This is a genomic window from Kitasatospora sp. DSM 101779 (assembly GCF_025655475.1).
In the GTDB taxonomy this organism is placed as follows: Bacteria; Actinomycetota; Actinomycetes; order Streptomycetales; family Streptomycetaceae; genus Kitasatospora.
Genome location: NZ_JAHTIK010000001.1, coordinates 343,023 through 361,249, shown reverse-complemented (window position 1 = coordinate 361,249; position 18,227 = coordinate 343,023). Strand labels below are relative to the sequence as shown.

Annotated in this window: 17 protein-coding genes; 15 read left to right on the top strand and 2 right to left on the bottom strand. The window is 73.1% G+C overall.

Features of this window, described 5'->3' with window-relative positions; translation table 11 throughout:
* Window positions 1-496: 496 nt before the first annotated feature.
* The 9 genes from KSNIM_RS01600 to lexA all read left to right on the top strand — a co-directional run bounded on the left by KSNIM_RS01600 (window position 497) and on the right by lexA (window position 10,601).
* Window positions 497-1,903, top strand: a complete 1,407-nt coding sequence (locus tag KSNIM_RS01600; RefSeq protein WP_263101381.1) for a nucleobase:cation symporter-2 family protein — start codon at window positions 497-499, stop codon at window positions 1,901-1,903.
* Between the two features lie 194 nt (window positions 1,904-2,097).
* Window positions 2,098-2,733 (top strand): MarC family protein, encoded by a 636-nt coding sequence (locus tag KSNIM_RS01595; RefSeq protein WP_263101380.1) that lies wholly within the window; start codon window positions 2,098-2,100, stop codon window positions 2,731-2,733.
* Between the two features lie 197 nt (window positions 2,734-2,930).
* Window positions 2,931-4,520 (top strand): serine hydrolase, encoded by a 1,590-nt coding sequence (locus KSNIM_RS01590; RefSeq protein WP_263101379.1) that lies wholly within the window; start codon window positions 2,931-2,933, stop codon window positions 4,518-4,520.
* Between the two features lie 73 nt (window positions 4,521-4,593).
* A complete protein-coding gene (locus tag KSNIM_RS01585) occupies window positions 4,594-5,004 on the top strand; it encodes a PPOX class F420-dependent oxidoreductase (RefSeq protein WP_263101378.1) in 411 nt (136 codons plus the stop codon).
* A gap of 124 nt (window positions 5,005-5,128) precedes the next feature.
* A complete protein-coding gene (locus KSNIM_RS01580) occupies window positions 5,129-6,613 on the top strand; it encodes an MFS transporter (RefSeq protein WP_263101377.1) in 1,485 nt (494 codons plus the stop codon).
* A gap of 98 nt (window positions 6,614-6,711) precedes the next feature.
* Window positions 6,712-8,076: a carotenoid oxygenase family protein gene (locus KSNIM_RS01575; RefSeq protein WP_263101376.1), complete on the top strand. Its 1,365-nt coding sequence runs from the start codon at window positions 6,712-6,714 to the stop codon at window positions 8,074-8,076.
* A 113-nt stretch (window positions 8,077-8,189) separates the two neighbouring features.
* Window positions 8,190-8,693: a nuclear transport factor 2 family protein gene (locus KSNIM_RS01570; RefSeq protein ID WP_263101375.1), complete on the top strand. Its 504-nt coding sequence runs from the start codon at window positions 8,190-8,192 to the stop codon at window positions 8,691-8,693.
* A 347-nt stretch (window positions 8,694-9,040) separates the two neighbouring features.
* Window positions 9,041-9,709 carry a peptidylprolyl isomerase gene (locus KSNIM_RS01565; protein WP_263101374.1) on the top strand — a complete coding sequence of 223 codons (669 nt, stop codon included), beginning with the start codon at window positions 9,041-9,043 and terminating at the stop codon, window positions 9,707-9,709.
* Between the two features lie 208 nt (window positions 9,710-9,917).
* Window positions 9,918-10,601 (top strand): transcriptional repressor LexA, encoded by a 684-nt coding sequence (gene lexA / locus KSNIM_RS01560; RefSeq protein WP_411543637.1) that lies wholly within the window; start codon window positions 9,918-9,920, stop codon window positions 10,599-10,601.
* 131 nt (window positions 10,602-10,732) lie between these two features.
* On the opposite strand, the gene KSNIM_RS01555 is transcribed toward lexA, so the two are convergent.
* Window positions 10,733-11,020 carry a hypothetical protein gene (locus KSNIM_RS01555; protein ID WP_263101373.1) on the bottom strand — a complete coding sequence of 96 codons (288 nt, stop codon included), beginning with the start codon at window positions 11,018-11,020 and terminating at the stop codon, window positions 10,733-10,735.
* Window positions 11,021-11,300: 280 nt separating this feature from the next.
* Entirely contained in the window at window positions 11,301-11,837 is a 537-nt protein-coding gene (locus KSNIM_RS01550; protein WP_263101372.1) for an AAA family ATPase, read from the bottom strand.
* Window positions 11,838-12,018: 181 nt separating this feature from the next.
* On the opposite strand from KSNIM_RS01550, the gene KSNIM_RS01545 reads away from it, so the two are divergent.
* From KSNIM_RS01545 to KSNIM_RS01520, 6 genes are all read left to right on the top strand, one after another.
* Window positions 12,019-13,281 carry a HEAT repeat domain-containing protein gene (locus KSNIM_RS01545; protein ID WP_263101371.1) on the top strand — a complete coding sequence of 421 codons (1,263 nt, stop codon included), beginning with the start codon at window positions 12,019-12,021 and terminating at the stop codon, window positions 13,279-13,281.
* Window positions 13,282-13,609: 328 nt separating this feature from the next.
* The gene (locus tag KSNIM_RS01540; RefSeq protein WP_263101370.1) at window positions 13,610-13,768 is read left to right on the top strand and encodes an SMI1/KNR4 family protein; all 159 of its coding nucleotides are present in this window, start codon (window positions 13,610-13,612) and stop codon (window positions 13,766-13,768) included.
* Window positions 13,769-14,448: 680 nt separating this feature from the next.
* On the top strand, window positions 14,449-15,231 hold the full coding sequence (locus KSNIM_RS01535) for a BTAD domain-containing putative transcriptional regulator (protein ID WP_263101369.1): 783 nt from the start codon (window positions 14,449-14,451) through the stop codon (window positions 15,229-15,231).
* A 51-nt stretch (window positions 15,232-15,282) separates the two neighbouring features.
* Window positions 15,283-16,824, top strand: coding sequence for a phage tail sheath family protein (locus KSNIM_RS01530; RefSeq protein ID WP_263101368.1), 1,542 nt, complete (start codon window positions 15,283-15,285; stop codon window positions 16,822-16,824).
* Window positions 16,825-16,835: 11 nt separating this feature from the next.
* Window positions 16,836-17,357 carry a phage tail protein gene (locus KSNIM_RS01525; RefSeq protein WP_116164957.1) on the top strand — a complete coding sequence of 174 codons (522 nt, stop codon included), beginning with the start codon at window positions 16,836-16,838 and terminating at the stop codon, window positions 17,355-17,357.
* Window positions 17,358-17,365: 8 nt separating this feature from the next.
* Window positions 17,366-18,124 (top strand): hypothetical protein, encoded by a 759-nt coding sequence (locus KSNIM_RS01520; protein WP_263101367.1) that lies wholly within the window; start codon window positions 17,366-17,368, stop codon window positions 18,122-18,124.
* Window positions 18,125-18,227: the final 103 nt, after the last annotated feature.

The following is an 18,227-nucleotide window of genomic DNA, read 5'->3' as shown; positions in this document are numbered from 1 at the left end:
GACCCGCACCGAAGCGACCCGCACCGAAGCGACCCGCACCGGCGCTGACGGGGCAAACCGGCAAGCCGGCGGCCCCGCTCTTGCGTGCGCCCTTCTTCAGGACCACAGCCGATCGGCCTGGACGTTTCCGCACGGCCGCTGCTTGACGCGCGCGCGGTTGTCGTTGGTCCGGCCGTCGGCGGGGAGGCGCCGGCCTGGCGGCGTGGGCTCGCCTGCGGCGTGGGCTTGGAGGAAGCGACAGGTCCTGCCGCGGGCCAGGGCAATCGGGCCGGAGCTCTTGACCATCGGGGCCGCGCTTTCTACATTCTGTGGAACCGAATCGCGGAACTGATGTTCCGCATCGCGGACCTGTTCATGGGCCGGGCCTGTTCGCCGCGGGTTCCGGCAGGTGGGCGACGGCACACCGCCGTCCGCCAGGGTCGTCCCGACGTCGCCGTGTCCCGTTCCGGTCGGCGTTCCCGGGCCCGAAACCACCTCGGATGTGGAGGGACAGCACATGGGACGTCGCGAAGCGCCCCTGAAGCCCGCAACGCCGCCGCACCCCGTCGACGAACTGCTGCCGCCCGGGCGGATGGCGACCGTCGCCCTCCAGCACGTCGCCAGCATGTACGCCGGGGTCGCCGCTCCACCGCTGATCATCGGCGCCGCGGCCGGCCTGACCCCGGCCCAGCTCACGACCCTGCTGGCCGCCAGCCTGTTCATCGCCGGCATCGCCACCCTCCTGCAGACCCTGGGGTTCTGGCGGATCGGCGCGCGGCTCCCCTTCGTGAACGGTGTCTCCTTCGCCACCGTCTCGCCGATCCTCGCCGTCATCGAGGCGCAGAAGGGCGCGGCGCTGCCGCTGATCTTCGGCTCCACGCTGGTCGCGGGCCTCTTCTGCTTCCTGCTGGCACCCGTCTTCTGTCGGCTCGTCAGATTCTTCCCGCCGGTCGTCAGCGGCACGGTGATCACACTGATCGGCGTCTCCCTGCTCCCGGTCGCCGGGAACTGGGCCCAGGGCGGCAACTCCGGGGCGCCGGGCTACGGCTCGCTCGGCAACCTCGGCCTCGCGGGGCTCACCCTGGTGTCCGTACTGCTGTTCCACCGCTTCCTGCGCGGCTTCCTCCAGCGGATCGCGATCCTGCTCGGGCTGCTCGTGGGCACCCTGGTGGCGATCCCGTTCGGCAAGGTGGACGTCCACGCGCTCGGCAGCCTGCCGCTCGTCGAGCTGCCGCACCCGTTCGCGTTCGGTGCACCCCGGTTCGAGGTCGCGGCGATCGTGTCGATGCTGGTGGTGATGGTGGTCTCGATGACCGAGTCCACCGCCGACATGATCGCGCTGGGCGAGGTCGTGGAGAAGCCGGCGGACGACCGCACCATCTCCGGCGGCCTGCGGGCGGACGGGATCGCCACCGCCCTGGGCGGCGTGTTCAACGGCTTCATCTGTTCGGCCTTCGCCCAGAACATCGGGCTGGTGGCGCTCACCAGGATCCGCAGCCGCTTCGTGGTGGCCCTGGCCGGGATCTTCCTCGTGGTGATGGGCCTGCTGCCGGTCGTCGGCGGGTTGGTCTCGCTGGTGCCGCAGCCGGTGCTCGGGGGAGCGGGCGTGGTGCTGTTCGGTTCGGTGGCGGTGGCGGGCCTGCGCACGCTCGGCAAGGCGGACCTGAGCGTCGGCTCCAACGCGCTGATCGTCGCCGTCAGCCTGGCCTTCGGCATCTTCCCGATCGCCTACCCGGGCTTCTACCGGGCGTTCCCGCAGCAGATCGCCACCGTCCTGCACTCGGGCATCTCGGCGGGCTGCCTCCTGGCGGTCACCCTGAACCTGGTCTTCAACCACCTGGGCCGTGCCCGCACGGTCCCGCCCGCGCCCGTGCCGCACGCCCCGGTCGTCGAGGCGGTGGCCCGCGTGGCGGACCCGGCCTGACGCCTGCCGGCGGGCCGGGCGCGACTCCCGGCCCGGCCCGCCGGGCGATGCGACGTCGGGCTGACGCGACGTCGGGCTGACGTGCCGCCGAACCGACGTGCCGGCGGCCGGCCTGACCTCGCGGGTGCGGGGGCTGACACGGCGCCAGGCGCGTCGCACCCGGCGACGCAGGGACGCCCCCCGATGATGAGGGGATGCGCGACCTGACCACCGTCACCGCCTTCGTGACCTTCTTCGCGGTCATCGGCCCGCAGAAGGTGCTGATCGCGTTCGCCCGGCTGAGCCGCACCCGCACGATCGGGCAGATGCGCCGGTTGACGATGGTCAGCTCGCTGCTGGCGGCGGCGGTCGGCATCCTGATGGCCTACTCGGCCGAGTTCCTGACCACGTTCTTCCACGTCTCCACCCAGTCGCTGCAACTGGCCGGCGGGGTGATCTTCTTCATCTACGCCGTCGCCCTCGTCATGGGCATCCACCTCGGCGAGGGCGAGGAGGAGGACGAGGAGTCGCTCCACCCGATGTTCGAAGGGGTCCGGGAACTGCTGCTCCCGTACATCGTCAGCCCGCTCGCGGTGACGGCGGAACTGCTCGGATCACTGGACGAGAACACATGGGGCTGGCGGACGACCGTGGCCGGCATGTACGTCCTGGTGATCGTCATCGACTGCGCATGCGTCCTGCTGCTCGCGCCGCTGCTGCAACGGACCCACGGCACCGTGCTGGAGGTGCTGTCCCGGCTGCTCGGCCTGCTGCTGGCGGCGGTCGGCGTGGAGGTCTTCCTGTCCGGGCTGGAGAGCCTGGGCGTCCACCTGTCCAACCCGCACTACTGAGCCGCCGTGCGCGTCACCGCTGGACGGGTGGATTGCGCGCGGATCGGCGCGCGGCGGCGGGCGGGGCGGCCCCGGGCCGACGAATACTCGCGAGGTGGCGCGCACGGTGCCGCCGGAGCGGGGCCGTACCGCCCGGACGAGGGGAGAACTCGATGGTTCGTCACGGTGGCCGGAGGGCCGCGCGGCCCGGGTTGCGCGTGGCCGTGCCGCTGCTGGCCGGCGCGCTGATCGCCGGATGCACCTCCGGCGGCGCGAACGGTCCCGTGGTCGCGCCCGCGCCGAGCCCCTCGTCCACCCCGGCGAGCGCACCGCCCGCCCAGCCGCCGCCGCAGCTGACCGAGCAGCAGGTCTCCGCCGCGGTGGCGCAGATCGACGGCTACGTGCAGAACGCGATGGCGAAGACGGGCGTGCCGGGGGTCGCCCTCGCCGTCGTGTACAAGGACGAGGTCGTCCATGTGAAGGGCTTCGGCGTCCGCCGGCTCGGCTCACCCGAGACGGTCGACCCGGACACCGTCTTCCAGCTCGCCTCGCTCTCCAAACCGATCTCCTCCACCGTGGTCTCCGGAGTGGTCGGCCAGAAGGCCGTGAAGTGGGACGACCCGGTCGCCGCCCACGACCCCGGCTTCGCACTGGCCGACCCCTGGGTGAGCAGCCACGTCACGGTCGCCGACCTCTTCTCGCACCGCAGTGGACTGCCGGACCACGCCGGGGACCTGCTGGAGGACCTTGGCTACCAGCGTGACTACATCCTCCAGCACCTGCGCGACCATCGGCTCGCACCGTTCCGGGCGAGCTACGCCTACACCAACTACGGCCTGACCGAGGCGGCCGTGGCCGTCGCCAAGGCCAAGGGCGTGGCCTGGGAGGACCTCGCCGCGGACGTCGTCTACAAGCCGCTGGGGATGAGCTCCACGAGTTCGCTGCGCTCCGCCTACGACAACGCGGCGAACAAGGCGACACCGCACGTGCGGACGGACGCCGGCTGGCAGGTCAGCACCACCCAGAACCCGGACCCCCAGGCCCCGGCCGGCGGGGTGAGCTCCACCGTGCAGGACCTCGCCCGGTGGATGCGGCTGCAGCTCGCCGACGGCAGCTTCGAGGGGCGGCAGATCGTCGACCCGGCAGCCCTGAACGAGACCCGGCTGCCGCACATCGTCTCCAACCCGCCGCACGCGCCCGCGGGCAACGCCGGCTTCTACGGCCTCGGCTGGAACGTCAGCACAGACCCCCGCGGCCGGCTGCGGCTGAACCACTCCGGTGCCTTCGAGCTGGGCGCGGCGACGGTGGTCACCCTGCTGCCGTCCGAGCAGCTCGGGATCGTCGTGCTGACCAACGGACAGCCGATCGGCGTCCCGGAGGCGGTGGCCGAGGAGTTCTTCGACGTCGCGCAGGAGGGTCACGAGACGGTCGACTGGCTGAGCTTCATGGGCAAGGTCGTGCCGGCCGCCGCCCAGGGCGCGGCCTCGCCGACCGACTACACCAAGCCCCCGGCCGGCGCGGCCCCGGCCAAGCCGGACACGGCGTACGTCGGGACGTACGGCAACGGGTACTTCGGGCCGCTGACCGTCGGCTCCCAGAACGGCCGGCTGGTGATGAGCCTCGGACCGGAGAACCTGCAGTTCCCGCTCCAGCACTACGACGGCGACGTGTTCAGCTTCCAGACCCGCGGGGAGAACGCGGTCGGCCTGTCCGGGGTGACCTTCACCGTGGGCGCCGACGGGCAGGCCTCCACCGTGGTGGTCGAGCAGTTCGACCACGACGGCCTCGGGACCTTCACCCGCGGCTGACCCGCCGCCAGGTCCCGTGGACGGGCCCGGGGCTGTGCGTGCACCTGACCGGGCGGCAGATAGCCTCGCCCGAATGACGACCATGCTGAACGAATCCGTCCGGGCACTGCTCGACGCGCCGATCCCCGCCGTCCTCGCCACCCTCAACCCGGACGGGGCCCCGCAGACCTCGGTGGTCTGGGTCGGCCGCGACGGCGACGACCTGCTCGTCTCCACCGCGGCCGGCCGCCGCAAGGCACGCAACCTGGTCCGCGACCCGCGCGCCAGCCTCACCGTCTACGACCCGGCCGACCCGGACCGATACGCCGAGATACGCGGGCTCTGCACGGTCACCGAGGACACCGGCCGCACCCTCGCGGTTGCCCTCGCCGAACAGTACGAAGGCCCCGGCGCCGGACAGGAGTACCTCGACCTGCCGGCGGAGGTCCTCCGCGTCGTCCTCCGCATCAGCCCGACCAGGGTGGTCGGCAGTCTGACCGCCTGACCTCCTTACGGCAGCCTCCGGCTCCACGTGCGATCAGCAGGTGGACAGGTCCGGACAGGAGTGGACAGTACCCGCTCCTGCCGGGCCTGGAGAGTGGACACCGCCCCGCACGAAGCTGTGCGGCATGAACCTCCCACGCACACAGCCGAAGCACACGCAGCAGGGGCGGCTGCCGCCCGTCCGCCGGCCGGCCGCCGTCCTCGCGGTGCTCGCCGCCGCCCAGTTCACCGTCATGCTCGCCACCTCGATCGTGAACGTCGCACTGCCGCAGATCCGCACCGGTGTCGGCCTGTCGGAGAGCGGCACCACCTGGGTGGTCAACGCCTACGGCCTCGCGTTCGCGGCGCTGCTGCTGGCCGGCGGACGGGCGGGCGACCTGCTCGGCCACCGCCGGGTGCTGCTCACCGGCCTCGCCCTGTTCGCCGTCGCCTCGCCGGCAGCGGGGCTCGCCCACTCGCCCGAGGTGCTCATCGCGGCCCGCGCCGTCCAGGGCATCGGCGCCGCCGCCATCGCCCCGGCCGCGCTCGCGCTCGCCATGGACGCGTACCCGCCGGGCCCCGGCCGCGGCCGGGTCCTCGGAGTGTGGGGCGCGGTCTCCGGCGCGGGAGGCGCGGGCGGTGTCCTGCTCGGCGGTGTGCTGACCCAGGCGCGGGGCTGGCCGTGGATCTTCCACACCGTCGCGCTCGGCGCAGCGCTCGTCCTCGCCGCGGCGGCGGTGCTCGTCCCGCCGGCGGCCCGCGTCGGGGCCGGGCGGTTCGACCTGCTGGGCACGGTCACCGTCACCCTCGCCCTGACCTGCCTCGTGTGGGGGCTGACCGCCGTGCGCGGCGCCGGCTGGACGGACGGCCGGGTGCTGGGCGCCCTGGGCGGCGCCGCCGTCCTGCTCACCGCCTTTGCCCTGGTCGAGGTCCGCCGCCCCAACGCACTGGTGCCGCCACGGCTGTTCGGCACCGGCCGGGTGGCAGCGGGGAACCTGCTGATGGCCCTGCTGGGGTCGGTGTGGATCGCCCTGTTCTTCTTCCTGCCGCTCTACCAGCAACTGGTCCTCGGCTCCGGCCCGCTCGCCACCGGGGTCGGCCAACTCCCGCTCGCCGCGGCCAACATGATCGGATCCGCGGTCGCCCCGCGCCTCGCCCGCCGGATCGGCGCCGCCGCGACCGTGGTCGGGGCGCTGCTCACCGAGGCCGCGGGCTTGCTGTGGCTGGCCCGGGTCAGCGCCGGCGGGAGCTACCTCGCCGACGTCCTGGGTCCGAGCGTCCTGGTCGGCCTCGGCCTGAGCATCGCCTTCGTCCAGCTCACCGCCTTCGCGGTGGAAGGACTCCCGCCCCAGGACGCGGGACTGGCCGGCGGGCTGGTCAACACCACCCGCCAGGTCGGCGGCGCGATCGGCCTCGCGGCGCTGGCCAGCCTCGCCGGCTCCGTCACCGCCCGCGCGGCCACCCACCAGCCCCACACCGAGGCGCTCACCGCCGGCTACCGGGCCGCTTTCGCGGCCTCGGCCGCCGTCCTCGCCGCAACGGCCCTCCTCGCGGCGCTCCTGACCCGCCGCACGTCCCGGGAACCGGAACCGGCCCGGGCATCCCGGACCCCGCTGCTCCCCAGGACCTGACCGGTCCCCAGGAGCCGGCCGCACCACCCGCAATGCCGTACCCGCTGCCCGACGCGCCGTCCGGCAGATCACCCCACCGACCGAAGGAGACTCCCGCCATGACCGCGGACAAGCCCTACCTGACCGGCCACTACACCCCCGTCGCCGACGAGGTCACCGCCACCGGGCTCACCGTCGAGGGCACCCTGCCCACCGAGCTGACCGGCCGCCTGCTCCGCAACGGCCACAACCCGAAGCCCGGCATCACCCCCACCCACTGGTTCAAGGGCAGCGGGATGGTCCACGGCATCCGGCTGCGCGAGGGCCGCGCCGAGTGGTACCGCAACCGCTGGGTGCACACCCCGGCCCTGGACGGCGCGCCCTACATGACCGAGCACGGTCCCGACCTGACCGCCAGCACCGCCGGCACCCACGTCATCGAGCACGGGGGCCGGTTGCTCGCACTCTGCGAGTCGAACCTCCCCTTCGAGCTCACCCCGGAGCTGGACACCGTCGGCGCCCACGACTTCGACGGCAAGCTGCGCGGCGCGATGACCGCGCACCCCAAGGAGGACCCGGTCACGGGGGAGCTCCACTTCTTCGGGTCCTCGCCGTTCCCGCCGTACCTGATGTACCACGTCGCCGACGCCAAGGGCGAGCTCGTCCACAGTGCCGAGATCCCGGGAGCGACCGCCTCCCTCAAGCACGACTTCGCCGTCACCCGCCACCACGTGGTGTTCATGGAGGGCAACGTCACCTTCGACCCGGGCGAGCACTCCGGCATCCCCTACGGCTGGAGCGACCGGCAGCCCGCCCGCATCGGCATCATGCCGCGCGGCCGCGACGGCGCCGGCCAGGTGCGCTGGTTCTCCGTCGAACCGGGCAACATGCTGCACGTCTCCAACGCCTACGAGGACGGCCGCGGCCGCATCGTCCTGGAGGGACCCACCGTGGACCGCGAGGGCTTCCGGCTCTCCTGGAACTGGTGGATCGGCGCCCCCGGACGCGGCACCGAGCCCAACGCCCGCTCCTACACCCGCCGCTGGACCGTCGACCCGGCCGCCGGCACCGTCGACGAGCAGATCGTCGACGACCTCGCGGTCGAGTTCCCGACCCTCAACGAGGAGTACCTGGGCCGGGAGAACCGCTACCAGTACGCCATCTCCTTCCCCGACGAGCGGGGCTTCGGCAGCTACGGCGTCGTCAAGTACGACCGCACCACCGGCGCCCGCCGCATCCACCCGGTCGGCGACGCCCGGCTGCCCAGCGAGGCCGTGTTCGTCCCCGCCGCCGGCGGCACCCGCGAGGACGACGGCTACCTGCTCACCGTCGTCTCCGACCTCAAGCAGGACGCCTCCCAGCTCCTCGTCCTCGACGCCTCCGGCCTCGACCGGGTCGCCACCGTCCACCTGCCCCGGCGGGTGACCGCCGGAATCCACGGGTCCTGGATCCCCGACACCGCCCCGGACGGCGCCGCGGGCTGACCGCGGCCGCCCGCAGGGTCGCGGCGGTGCCACCGACACCCGCACCGCCGCGGCCCCCGCTCCCGCCCGATCCCGGCCCGGTCCACAACCCCGCAGCCGAAGGAGCCGCCACGATGTCCCGCCCCTCCCGCGCCACCACCACGCTCGTCGCCGCCGCAGCGCTCTGCACGGCCGCCACCACCGCCACCGCCGCCGCGCAGGGCGCCGCCGGGCACCCGCCGAGGATCGTCACCGCATGGGCCTGCGCCTGGAACGGCACCGACCCCCGGGAACTCGGCGCCCTGTTCACCGTCGACGGCACGTACACCGACCTCGCCGTCGGCGTCACCTTCCGCGGTCGCCAGGAGATCTCCGGCTGGAAGGCCCGCGCGGACGACCTCATCGCCAACGTGCACGTCACCGTCCGCACCACCCACCGCCACAGCCGGCGCATCACCGCCGAGGCCGTCTACTCCGGCCACCTCAAAGCCGCACCCAAGGCCTTCGCCGTCCCCATGACCACCCTCCTCGACCTCGACGACCACGGCCGGATCACCTCCGACCGGGACCACTACGACCTCGCCACCGTCCTCACCCGGTCCGGCCTGCCCACCGAACGGACCCCACCCACTCCCTGACGCACCGCCCGCGGCGCGGCACCACCCACCGGCGGTGCCGCGCTGCGGGGTGCCGGGCAGGAGCCCGCTGGACGGCAGCGCACCGACCTGGAATCCTCCAACCGTGCCGATCTCCGTTCTGCTCGCCCTCTGCCTGCTGGGCTGCTTCGGCCTCGGCCTGCTGCTCACCGTCCTCGGCCTGGTCGGCTCGCCCGCCCGCGACGCCTGACGGGAGCTGTCGAGGGCCGCGTGCACGGTTCCGGCCGGGCCGGTCCTTCGGGTCCCGTGCTCCGTGAGTCGGTGCATGGCCGGCGTCCGGGCGGGCATGCATGACGGGTCCGCGCCAACTCCACCCGGAAGGCTGCCACGTGAAGCGCAAGACCTGGTCCCTGCTCACCGCCCTGACCACCCTGCCGCTGGCGCTGTCCAGCACCGCCGCGGCCGCCCAGCCGTCCGCCGCAGGTGGCACGACGGCCGCCGCCTGCAGCTACACGCCGGCGGTTCCGGCCGACAACTTCAAGGGCATCCCCGTCTTCGACGCGAAGAAGGCCGCGAAGCCGTACAGCGCGACGCTGCGGACCAGTCAGGGCGCCATCACCTTCAAGGCGCTGACCGACAAGGCCCCGTGCACCACCTTCTCGTTCCGGTTCCTCGCCGAGCACGACTACTTCGACCGCAGCCACTGCCACCGGCTCACCACCCAGCGGATCTTCGTGCTGCAGTGCGGCGACCCGACCGGCACCGGCAGCGGCGGACCCGGCTACTCGTTCCCGGACGAGAACCTGGAGGGCGCCACCTACCCGGCCGGGACGGTCGCCATGGCCAACGCCGGTCCGAACACCAACGGCAGCCAGTTCTTCTTCGTCTGGAAGGACACCAAGCTCTCGCCCAACTACACGCCATTCGGCCAGGTCACGGCCGGACTCGACGTCCTGCAGAAGATCGCCGCGGGCGGCGAGGACGACCAGAACAACCCCGGGGACGGCTTCCCGAACCTGCCCGTGAACATCCGCCACGTGGCCATCACCAAGCGCTGACCGCCCGGTGGCCGCAGCGCCACCAGCAGCGGAGGCCCGCACCATCGTCGGCGGCTCGTCCGGAACCGTTGCCGGACGGGCCGCCGACGGTCCGCACCCCGCGCGGGCGAGCGGGCACCGCTCCGCGCGCCGGCCGAAGCCGTCGGTGGTTCCCAAGACCCCCCGAGGGGATTAGAGTCCGAGTCAAGATCGACGGAAGGGGCCGGGTGTGAACAGCGCGATTCCGCCGGGGCGGCGCTCCGGCCGTCCGACCGGGGCCCCGAGGGGGCAGGACCGGCTGACCGATCGGCAGCGGGCCATCCTCGACTACGTCGCCACCACCGTGGCCGAGCGGGGCTACCCGCCGAGCATGCGGGAGATAGGCCAGGCCGTCGGACTGAGCTCCACCTCCTCCGTCGCCCACCAACTCGGTGCACTGGAGCGCAAGGGCCTGCTCCTGCGCGACCCGCACATCCCCCGCGCCTACCGGGTCCGCCGCAAGGACGGCTACGAACCCCCGGCCCGGGAGACCGAGGAGGGCCTGGTCGACGTCCCCGTGGTCGGCCGCATCGCCGCCGGCCGGCCGATCCTCGCCGAACAGGACGCCGACGACGTCTTCACCCTCCCCCGGCGCCTCATCGGCACCGGCGACGTCTTCATGCTGCGCGTCGTCGGCCAGAGCATGACCGGCGCCGCGATCTGCGACGGCGACTGGGCCGTGGTCCGCAGCCAGCCGACCGCCCAGTCCGGCGAGATCGTCGCCGCCATGATCGACGGCGAAGCCACCGTCAAACGGCTGCGCCGGGACGGCACCCGCACCTGGCTGCTGCCCCACAACCCCGACTTCGAGCCGATCCCCGCCGACCGCGCCACCATCCTCGGCAAGGTCGTCGCCGTCCTGCGCAGGCTCTGACCCGGGCGGCCTCCATGCCGGCCACGCCGGCCACGCCGGACCTCGGCGAGCGAGGATCCGCACGGTCGCACGGTCGCCGACCGCGGACTCGCCGGCCGGTGCCTTCGCCGGATGCCCCGGTGGCTCCGGAGCTACTCCCAGAGCCCGGAGCAGCTGTATCCGGTGGTCGACCTCTCAGGTCCGGTTCTGATGTGGAAGCTGGTGATGTGCCCGTGGCAGATGCTGCCGTCGGGAGCGACCTCCAGCAGCGACGCATCCACGAGGAGGCGGTTGACCTCCCGTCCCTCGGCCTCGGTGATGCGCCGGAGGAACTCACGCGGCGCCTTGTGGAACTCGTCCCAGTCCTCCCGGGTGAACTCGACCTCCCAGAACTCGATCTGGTGGTCGTCCTCCTCGTACCTGGGCATGAACTTGGCCATGACTGGCCTCCCCGCAATCGTGAACGGCCCCCAAGTTCCAGGCTTCCGCCCGTGGACTCCCCTCGCAACTGCGGTCACGCCGGGTCACCGGCGAGCGCCGCAGCCCCCCGTACACAGCCCCCGTCCGCAGCCCGCCGAGCGTGGACCACCGCCATGCGTGGGGCCCGCCGGATCCGCCACCTTCATTTTCACCTTCGACGCCGACTGCGCCGCTCGCGACATCGGAACGCGGTGAGCTGACTGCCGCCGGACCGCCGGCCGTCGGACCGTCGGCCGGAGGTCAGGGGCGGGGTGTCCAGCCGGGTGGGGTGAGGGCGGTGTCGGTGAGGATCCGTTCGACCGTGGCGTCCAGGCTGCTCTCCTGGCCGATGACGTGTTCGAGGCCGCCGGGCAGGAGGTCGCGGGCCCGGTACCAGCCGGCCATCCGCTCGGGGGAGACCTCGGCGGCCAGTGGGCGGGTGGCGTGCCGTCGCACGGTCTCGTCGAAGTCGACGTCCAGGTAGTACAGGTGGCTGCGTCCGCGGTGGTCGGCGGCGAGCCCGGTCAGCATCCGCCCGTAGCGGTCGGCGGAGAGGATGCCCTCGACGACGACGTGGAAGCCGTGGTCGAGGGCGTGCCGTGCGACGAGGTCGATCAGGCCGATGTTCGCCCCGTCGGCGACGTCCCGCTCGCGCAGCACGTCGCGCCGCAGCACGTCCTGGCCGACCACGGCGACACCCCGACCGTAGGCGGCGCGCAGCCGGGCGGCGGTGCTCGACTTCCCGGCGCCGCTCGGCCCGCGCACCACCACCAGCACGGTGTCCGGTCCGCCCGTCACACCGGCACCGCACCGGTTGCCGCGGCCCCGCCGGCCGCTGCGCCGCACAGAGATCCCGGACCGCTGCTGACGGCCCGTCGGATGTCGTCCATGGCGTACGACGGTACCGGGCCCGCGGGCCGCCCGAGGGGAGGTCCGGGGGAGGGGTGAGATGTCAGTGCGGTGTGGGAGGTTCTCAACCGTGACGAGTGAGACCACTGACAGCGTTTTCGCAGGCCTGGACGCCATCGACTGGGCATCCCTGGAACATGCCTACGGTCCGGCGGGCGACGTCCCGGACCAGCTCCGCTCGCTGTGCGGCGAGGACGCGGAGGGGCGCGGGCGGGCCCTGCACGCCCTGTACGGCAACATCTTCCACCAGGGCAGCCGCTACCGGGCGTCGGCCTTCGCCGTGCCCTTCCTGGCCCGGATGGCCGCGACCCCGGCCCTGCCCGGCCGGTCGGAGGCCCTGGAGCTGCTCGCAGCGCTGGCGATCGGCTACGACGAGGCCCATCTGCCCGGTGGGGTCGCCGTCGAGGCGTGGCGGCGCGAGATCGCGGAGTTCCGGGCGCAGGACCCGGCCGCGGTGATCGCCGAGTACGACGCCTGGGTCGCCCGGGCCGCGAACGAGGCGGAGCGCCGCGTCCGCGAATTCCAGCGCAGCATGTTCGACTTCGACGACCACCTCGCCGCGGGCGAGGCCGAACTGGCGGCCTACGACGCCGTCAGGCGGGAGGTGCCCGCTCTGGCCGCACTGCTGGCCGACGCCGACCCCGCCGTCCGGGCCGCGGCCTGCCGCCTGCTGGCCTGGTTCCCCGAGGAGGCCGCGGCGACCCTGCCGCAGCTGCTGGACCTGGCCGACCGCGAGACGGTCCCGGCGGTCGCGGCCACCGCGCTGATCGCGGCCGGACTGCTCGGCGACGCGGCCACCGTGGACCGGATCCGGGCCTTCCTGACCGCCGCCGACCCGGCGGTGCGCTGCGGTGCCGCGATCGCCCTCGCCCGGCTCGGCAGCACGGGAGCCGAGTCCGCCGTCGACGTGACGGTGCTTGCCGAACTGGCCGCCGTCGAGGCCGAGGAACCGGAGTCGGAGCCGGACGGGCCCGCAGTCCCGTTCCACGACGGCGACCTGCGCGGGTACGCCGCCCTGGCCCTCACCCAGGTCGCCGACCGCTACCCGGGAGAAGCCCTCGACGCAGTGACCACGGGCCTCGCCTCGGCGGCCGGACCGGCTGCCTTCCCCGTCACCGCGGCGGCCCTCCGGCTGGCCTTCGGCAACCGGCCGCCGACCCCGCTCCCGCCGTTCGCCGAACTGGACCACCGTCAGCAGCGCCTGGTGACCACCCTGGCCTCGATGGGCGAGGACACCTGGTGCTGGGGCAACTTCATGGAGATCCTGCGCGGTTGGGAGATCCCGAGCAGGCGGACGGAGCTGCGCACCTACGCCGGCCTGCCGAACGACTGAGGCTCATGCCCCGCCAGCCCCGTGCCGGGCCGATCGAGGCCGAGCCGGGGCCCGGGTGCCGTCCACGTCGGATCGGCGGCACCACGGCCCGCCCCCGGACGGCCGTCCGCCGGGCCGTGCGCAGGTGCACCTACGGGCGGCAGATCCAGCGGCCGTTGCGGGCCGAGATCCGCGGCAGCGGAGGATCCTTGAACGGCCTGAGCCGCTGCAACCGCTGTGCTCGGTCCCTCGCCGTGACCCGGCGCGGCAGCGCCGGTCCACCGGGGACGCCGATCCGCTTCCTGCGCGGGGATGCGATGGTGGTCCATCGACGAGAAGGGCTCGGCACATGTCCGCGGTGAACGCCCTGGCGGACCTGGTCGGTCTGCGGCCCACCCGCTCCTCCTCGTGCGACTGGGCGGCGGTGGAGGCGGACATCGGCCTTGCCCTCCCGGAGTCCTTCAAGAGCCTGGTCGAGGTGTTCGGAGCGGGTGAATTCAGCCAGTAGCTGTTCGTCCCCGGCGTGGACGGTGCCGAATCGCTCTCACGCATGGTGGCTGCCCGGTCCGAACCCGCCCTGACCGACCCGGGAATCCTCCATCCGCACGCCGCCCGGCCCGCGCGCGGCGGACTCGTGCCATGGGGCCAAACCTGCCAGGGGGACGTCTTCTTCCGGCTCCCTTGCCGGCCCGGCCCCGAGGCCTGGCCCATCCTAGCGTCGGAGGAGGACTCCGCGGCGTGGCACAGCTTCGGCATGACGGTGCCCGAGTTCGTGCTCCAGGTGGTTTCTCCCGGGGGCACGGTCGATCCCGGCACCATGGGTTCCCTCGTCCAGCCCCCATTCGCGCCGCTCGACCGGGAGCCGTAAGTCGGGACGGACGACTGCGTGTTCGCCTGTGATCGTGTCGGCGCGCCCGTCCCCGGCCGGCCGTGGGGCATCGCCCGCCGCCTCTTGACGGGCGATGCGCCCCCGTCCGCCTGACGGATCGTCAACGTGAACCCTCGGAAGGACTTCACCCGGTACGTCGACACCGGACACGGGATTCCGGACGCCCGGGCCCGGCCGCACGGCGCGCAGGCGTCCTGCAGGGCGGCTGCCGCCCGCGGGCGGAGGCCGGTCGCTCCGGCGCTCCCTCGGCTACCGTCTGCGATCGAACCGCTCGATCGTCACCCTGCGTGAGGAACTTCATGTCCGTACCGAGCGTCGCCACCTCCCCGTTCACCATCCTGCTCCTCGACGGCTTCGCCGTGTGGTGCGCAGGCCGCGCCGTCGCCGTGCCGCCGAGCGGGCAGCGGCTCGTCGCCTATCTCGCGCTGCGGATCGGTGCCTGCCGATCGGCGGTCGCGACCGCGCTGTGGCCCGAGGCGTCCGAGGAGAAGTCGCAGGCCAGCCTGCGGACCGCCGTGTGGCGGGTCAACCGGGCGGCGCCCGGGCTGGTGGTCACCCGCGGTCTGCACGTCGCCCTGGCGCCGGACACGGCCGTCGACAGCCGGGAGTTCGCCGCCCGGGTTCGGCGGATGCTGCGACCGACCGCCGACGGGCAGGCACCGCCGGCCGACCCGGTCGACGAGGACGACTACGCCTGGCTGTTGACGGCCGGCGGACTGCTGCCGGGGTGGTACGACGCATGGGTGGTGCTCGAGCAGGAGCACACCCGACAGCTCCGGCTGCACGCACTGGAGGCGGCAGCCCGGCGGATGGCCGAACAGGGGCGCCACGCGGGGGCCCTGGAGCTGGCCTTCGAGGCCGTCCGCCTGGAGCCGCTGCGGGAGAGCGCCAGCAGGGTGGTCATCGCCGTGCACCTGTCCGAGGGCAACACCGTCGACGCCGTCCGGCACTACGAGTGGTTCCGCAGGCTGCTCGACGCCGAACTGGGACTGCGGCCGTCCGCGAGCATGACGGCGCTGGCCCGGGGGCAGCGCGTGAACCCGCGCGACGCGGCCGGTGATCGGCCGGTGACGCCGTGGTGACACGCACCGGATAAGCCATGGGTAGCAAACGAACTGACGGAGGGAAAGCAGATGCCGGTGCCATTGTCCTACCCCGGCGTGTACGTGGAAGAGCTGCCCAGCGGCGTGCGCACGATCACCGGTGTCCCCACCTCGATCACGGCCTTCGTCGGGCGTGCCCTGCGCGGCCCGCTGCACCTGCCCGTGACGCTGACGTCCTACGCCGACTTCGAGCGCACCTTCGGCGGACTCTGGTCGGAGAGCCACCTGGGCTACTCGGTGCGGGACTTCTTCCAGCAGGGCGGCGGGACGGCCCTGGTCGTGCGGGTCCACGCCGGCGCCGCCAACGACACCGCCGCGCTCGCCATCGGCTCCGGCAACAAGCGGCTGAAGCTCAACGCGGCCTCGCCCGGCGCCTGGGGAGCGAAGCTGAAGGCGACCGTGGACGACGACGTCCGGCTGAACGACGACGGCACGAAGGACCCGGCGCTGTTCAACCTGACCGTCCTCGACACGGCGACCGGGACGAAGGAGGTCTTCCGCAACGTCTCCTATCTGACCGGTGCCGTCCGCCGGGTGGACCTCGTCCTCGCGGCGGAGTCGCAGCTCGTCAGGGCGGACACACCGCTTCCCACCCAGCCGCAGGGCACCTCCCCGGTGGAGGCCACCGCCACCGGAGGCGGTGACGGCGGGCCGATCGGGGCCGCGGAGATCGCCACCGGGGCCAACCTCCAGCCGGACAAGAAGGGCCTCTACGCCCTGGAGAAGGCCGACCTGTTCAACCTGCTCGTGATCCCGCCGTATTCGGGCGCCGGCGAACCGGGCGACCGTGACGTCGACGGCGCGGTCGTCACCGCCGCCGTCGCCTACGCGGAGAAGCGGCGTGCCGTCGTCGTGCTCGACCCGCCGCAGGCCTGGACGACGGTGGCCCTGGCCGTCTCCGGCGCCGCCGCGTTCACCGGCAGCAGGAACGCCGCCGTCTACTACCCCCGGGTCAAGCAGCCGGATCCGCTCCGGGACGGCCAGGCGATGGCCTTCGCCCCGTCCGGGGGCGTCGCCGGTGCGATCGCGCGGACCGACGCCGACCGGGGAGTGTGGAAGGCGCCCGCCGGGCTCGACGCCACCCTGTCCGGGATCACCGAGCTGGCCGTACCGCTGACCGACGGCGAGATCGGGCTGCTCAATCCGCAGGCGGTGAACTGCCTCCGCCTGACGCCCGGAGCGGGCCACGTGGTCTGGGGTGCCCGCACCCGCAACGGCGCGGACCGGACCGCCTCGGAATGGAAGTACCTGCCGGTGCGCCGCACCGCCCTGTTCATCGAGGAGAGCCTGTTCCGCGGCATCCAGTGGGCGGTCTTCGAGCCGAACGACGAACCCCTCTGGGCCCAGCTCCGCCTGAACATCGGTGCCTTCCTCAACAACCTGTTCCGGCAGGGGGCCTTCCAGGGCAGGACCGCGCGCGATGCGTACTTCGTCAAGTGCGACGCGACGACCACCACCCAGACCGACGTCAACCTCGGCATCGTCAACGTCCTCGTCGGGTTCGCCCCGCTCAAGCCCGCCGAGTTCGTCGTCCTCCGGCTGCAGCAGATCGCCGGCCAGATCCCCGCCTAGGAGCCGACCCCATGGCACAGTTCAGCGTCAACGCCCAGCGCTTCGACCCGTACAAGAACTTCAAGTTCCGGGTGAAGTGGGACGGCCGCTACGTCGCCGGCGTGAGCAAGGTGAGCGCCCTCAAGCGCACCACCGAGGTCGTCGAGCACCGTGACGGCGCCGACCCGTCCACCGCGCGCAAGTCGCCGGGCCGCACGAAGTACGAGGCGATCACCCTCACCCGCGGCGTCACCCACGACGTCGAGTTCGAGCGGTGGGCCAACAAGGTCTGGAACTTCGGCTCCGGCCTCGGCGCTGAGGTCTCCCTGAAGGACTTCCGCAAGGACCTGATCATCGAGCTGTACAACGAGGCGGGCCAGCTCGTCCTCGCCTACAAGGTCTTCCGCGCCTGGGTCTCCGAGTTCCAGTCCCTCCCCGAACTCGACTCCAACGCCAACGCCGTGGCCATCCAGACGCTGAAGCTCGAACACGAGGGCTGGGAACGCGACGTGGACGTGGTCGAGCCGCAAGAACCGTCGTTCGTCGAGCCGTAGGAGTGGATGTGCGCGCACTGCACGCGGGGGAGGTGCTGCGGCTGTGGGACGAGTGCCGGGACGCGTCCCCGCAGACCCGTGCCCTCGCCCTCGCCACCGCGGCCGACGACGGAACCTCGCCCGTCCCGCCGGCGGATCGGCCCGTCGGCCGCGTCACCGCGCTGCTGCTGCGCCTGCGGAACGCCCTGGCCGGTCCGCGGATGGCGGCCACCGTCGGCTGCCCGGGATGCCACGGCACGGTGGAGTTCCGGGCCACCACCGAAGCGCTGCTCGCCTTGGAGGACGAGATCGTCGACACCCCGCCGCCGCTGCCCCACGGCGGACACGAGGTGCTCTGGCGGTGCCCCTCGTACCGGGACCTCCAGGCGGTGGCCGCGCAACCCGAGGCGGAGGACCCGGAGCACGGCGCCCTGCTGCTGCTCCAGAGGTGCCTGCTGAGCCTGCGCCAGGAGGACGGCACGGCCGCGCAGAGCGCCGTCGACCTGCCCGACACGGTGCGCGGGGCACTGACCGAGGCCATGGCGTCCGCGGACCCGCTGGCCGAGGTGCTGGTCGACCTCCGGTGCCCGGACTGCGGGTACGCGTTCACCGCCGAATTCGACGTGGCCGCCTTCGTATGGGCCGAGGTCGAGTCCCGCGGACGGCAACTGCTGCTCGACATCGACGCACTGGCCCGCTCGTACGGCTGGTCCGAGCACGAGGTGCTCGCACTGAGCGAGTCACGGCGGGCGAGCTACATCCGCATCGTCACGGGGGAACTGCCATGACCGACCTCCTGCACCGGCTCGCCTCCAGGGCCGCCGGCCGGACCCGTCGGCCCGCCACCGCTCCGCTCCCGCTGCGCCCGCCGGCCGCCGAGCGGTCCGCCCG

Bases quoted from the DNA above. Each gene is read 5' to 3' on its own strand.
- KSNIM_RS01585 (WP_263101378.1), top strand. From the start codon at position 4,594: ATGACGACCATGCTGAACGAATCCGTCCGGGCACTGCTCGACGCGCCG.
- KSNIM_RS01525 (WP_116164957.1), top strand. From the start codon at position 16,836: ATGGCACAGTTCAGCGTCAACGCCCAGCGCTTCGACCCGTACAAGAAC.
- KSNIM_RS01555 (WP_263101373.1), bottom strand. From the start codon at position 11,020: ATGGCCAAGTTCATGCCCAGGTACGAGGAGGACGACCACCAGATCGAG.
- KSNIM_RS01575 (WP_263101376.1), top strand. From the start codon at position 6,712: ATGACCGCGGACAAGCCCTACCTGACCGGCCACTACACCCCCGTCGCC.
- KSNIM_RS01580 (WP_263101377.1), top strand. From the start codon at position 5,129: ATGAACCTCCCACGCACACAGCCGAAGCACACGCAGCAGGGGCGGCTG.
- KSNIM_RS01530 (WP_263101368.1), top strand. From the start codon at position 15,283: ATGCCGGTGCCATTGTCCTACCCCGGCGTGTACGTGGAAGAGCTGCCC.
- KSNIM_RS01535 (WP_263101369.1), top strand. From the start codon at position 14,449: ATGTCCGTACCGAGCGTCGCCACCTCCCCGTTCACCATCCTGCTCCTC.
- KSNIM_RS01570 (WP_263101375.1), top strand. From the start codon at position 8,190: ATGTCCCGCCCCTCCCGCGCCACCACCACGCTCGTCGCCGCCGCAGCG.
- KSNIM_RS01595 (WP_263101380.1), top strand. From the start codon at position 2,098: ATGCGCGACCTGACCACCGTCACCGCCTTCGTGACCTTCTTCGCGGTC.
- KSNIM_RS01540 (WP_263101370.1), top strand. From the start codon at position 13,610: ATGTCCGCGGTGAACGCCCTGGCGGACCTGGTCGGTCTGCGGCCCACC.
- KSNIM_RS01600 (WP_263101381.1), top strand. From the start codon at position 497: ATGGGACGTCGCGAAGCGCCCCTGAAGCCCGCAACGCCGCCGCACCCC.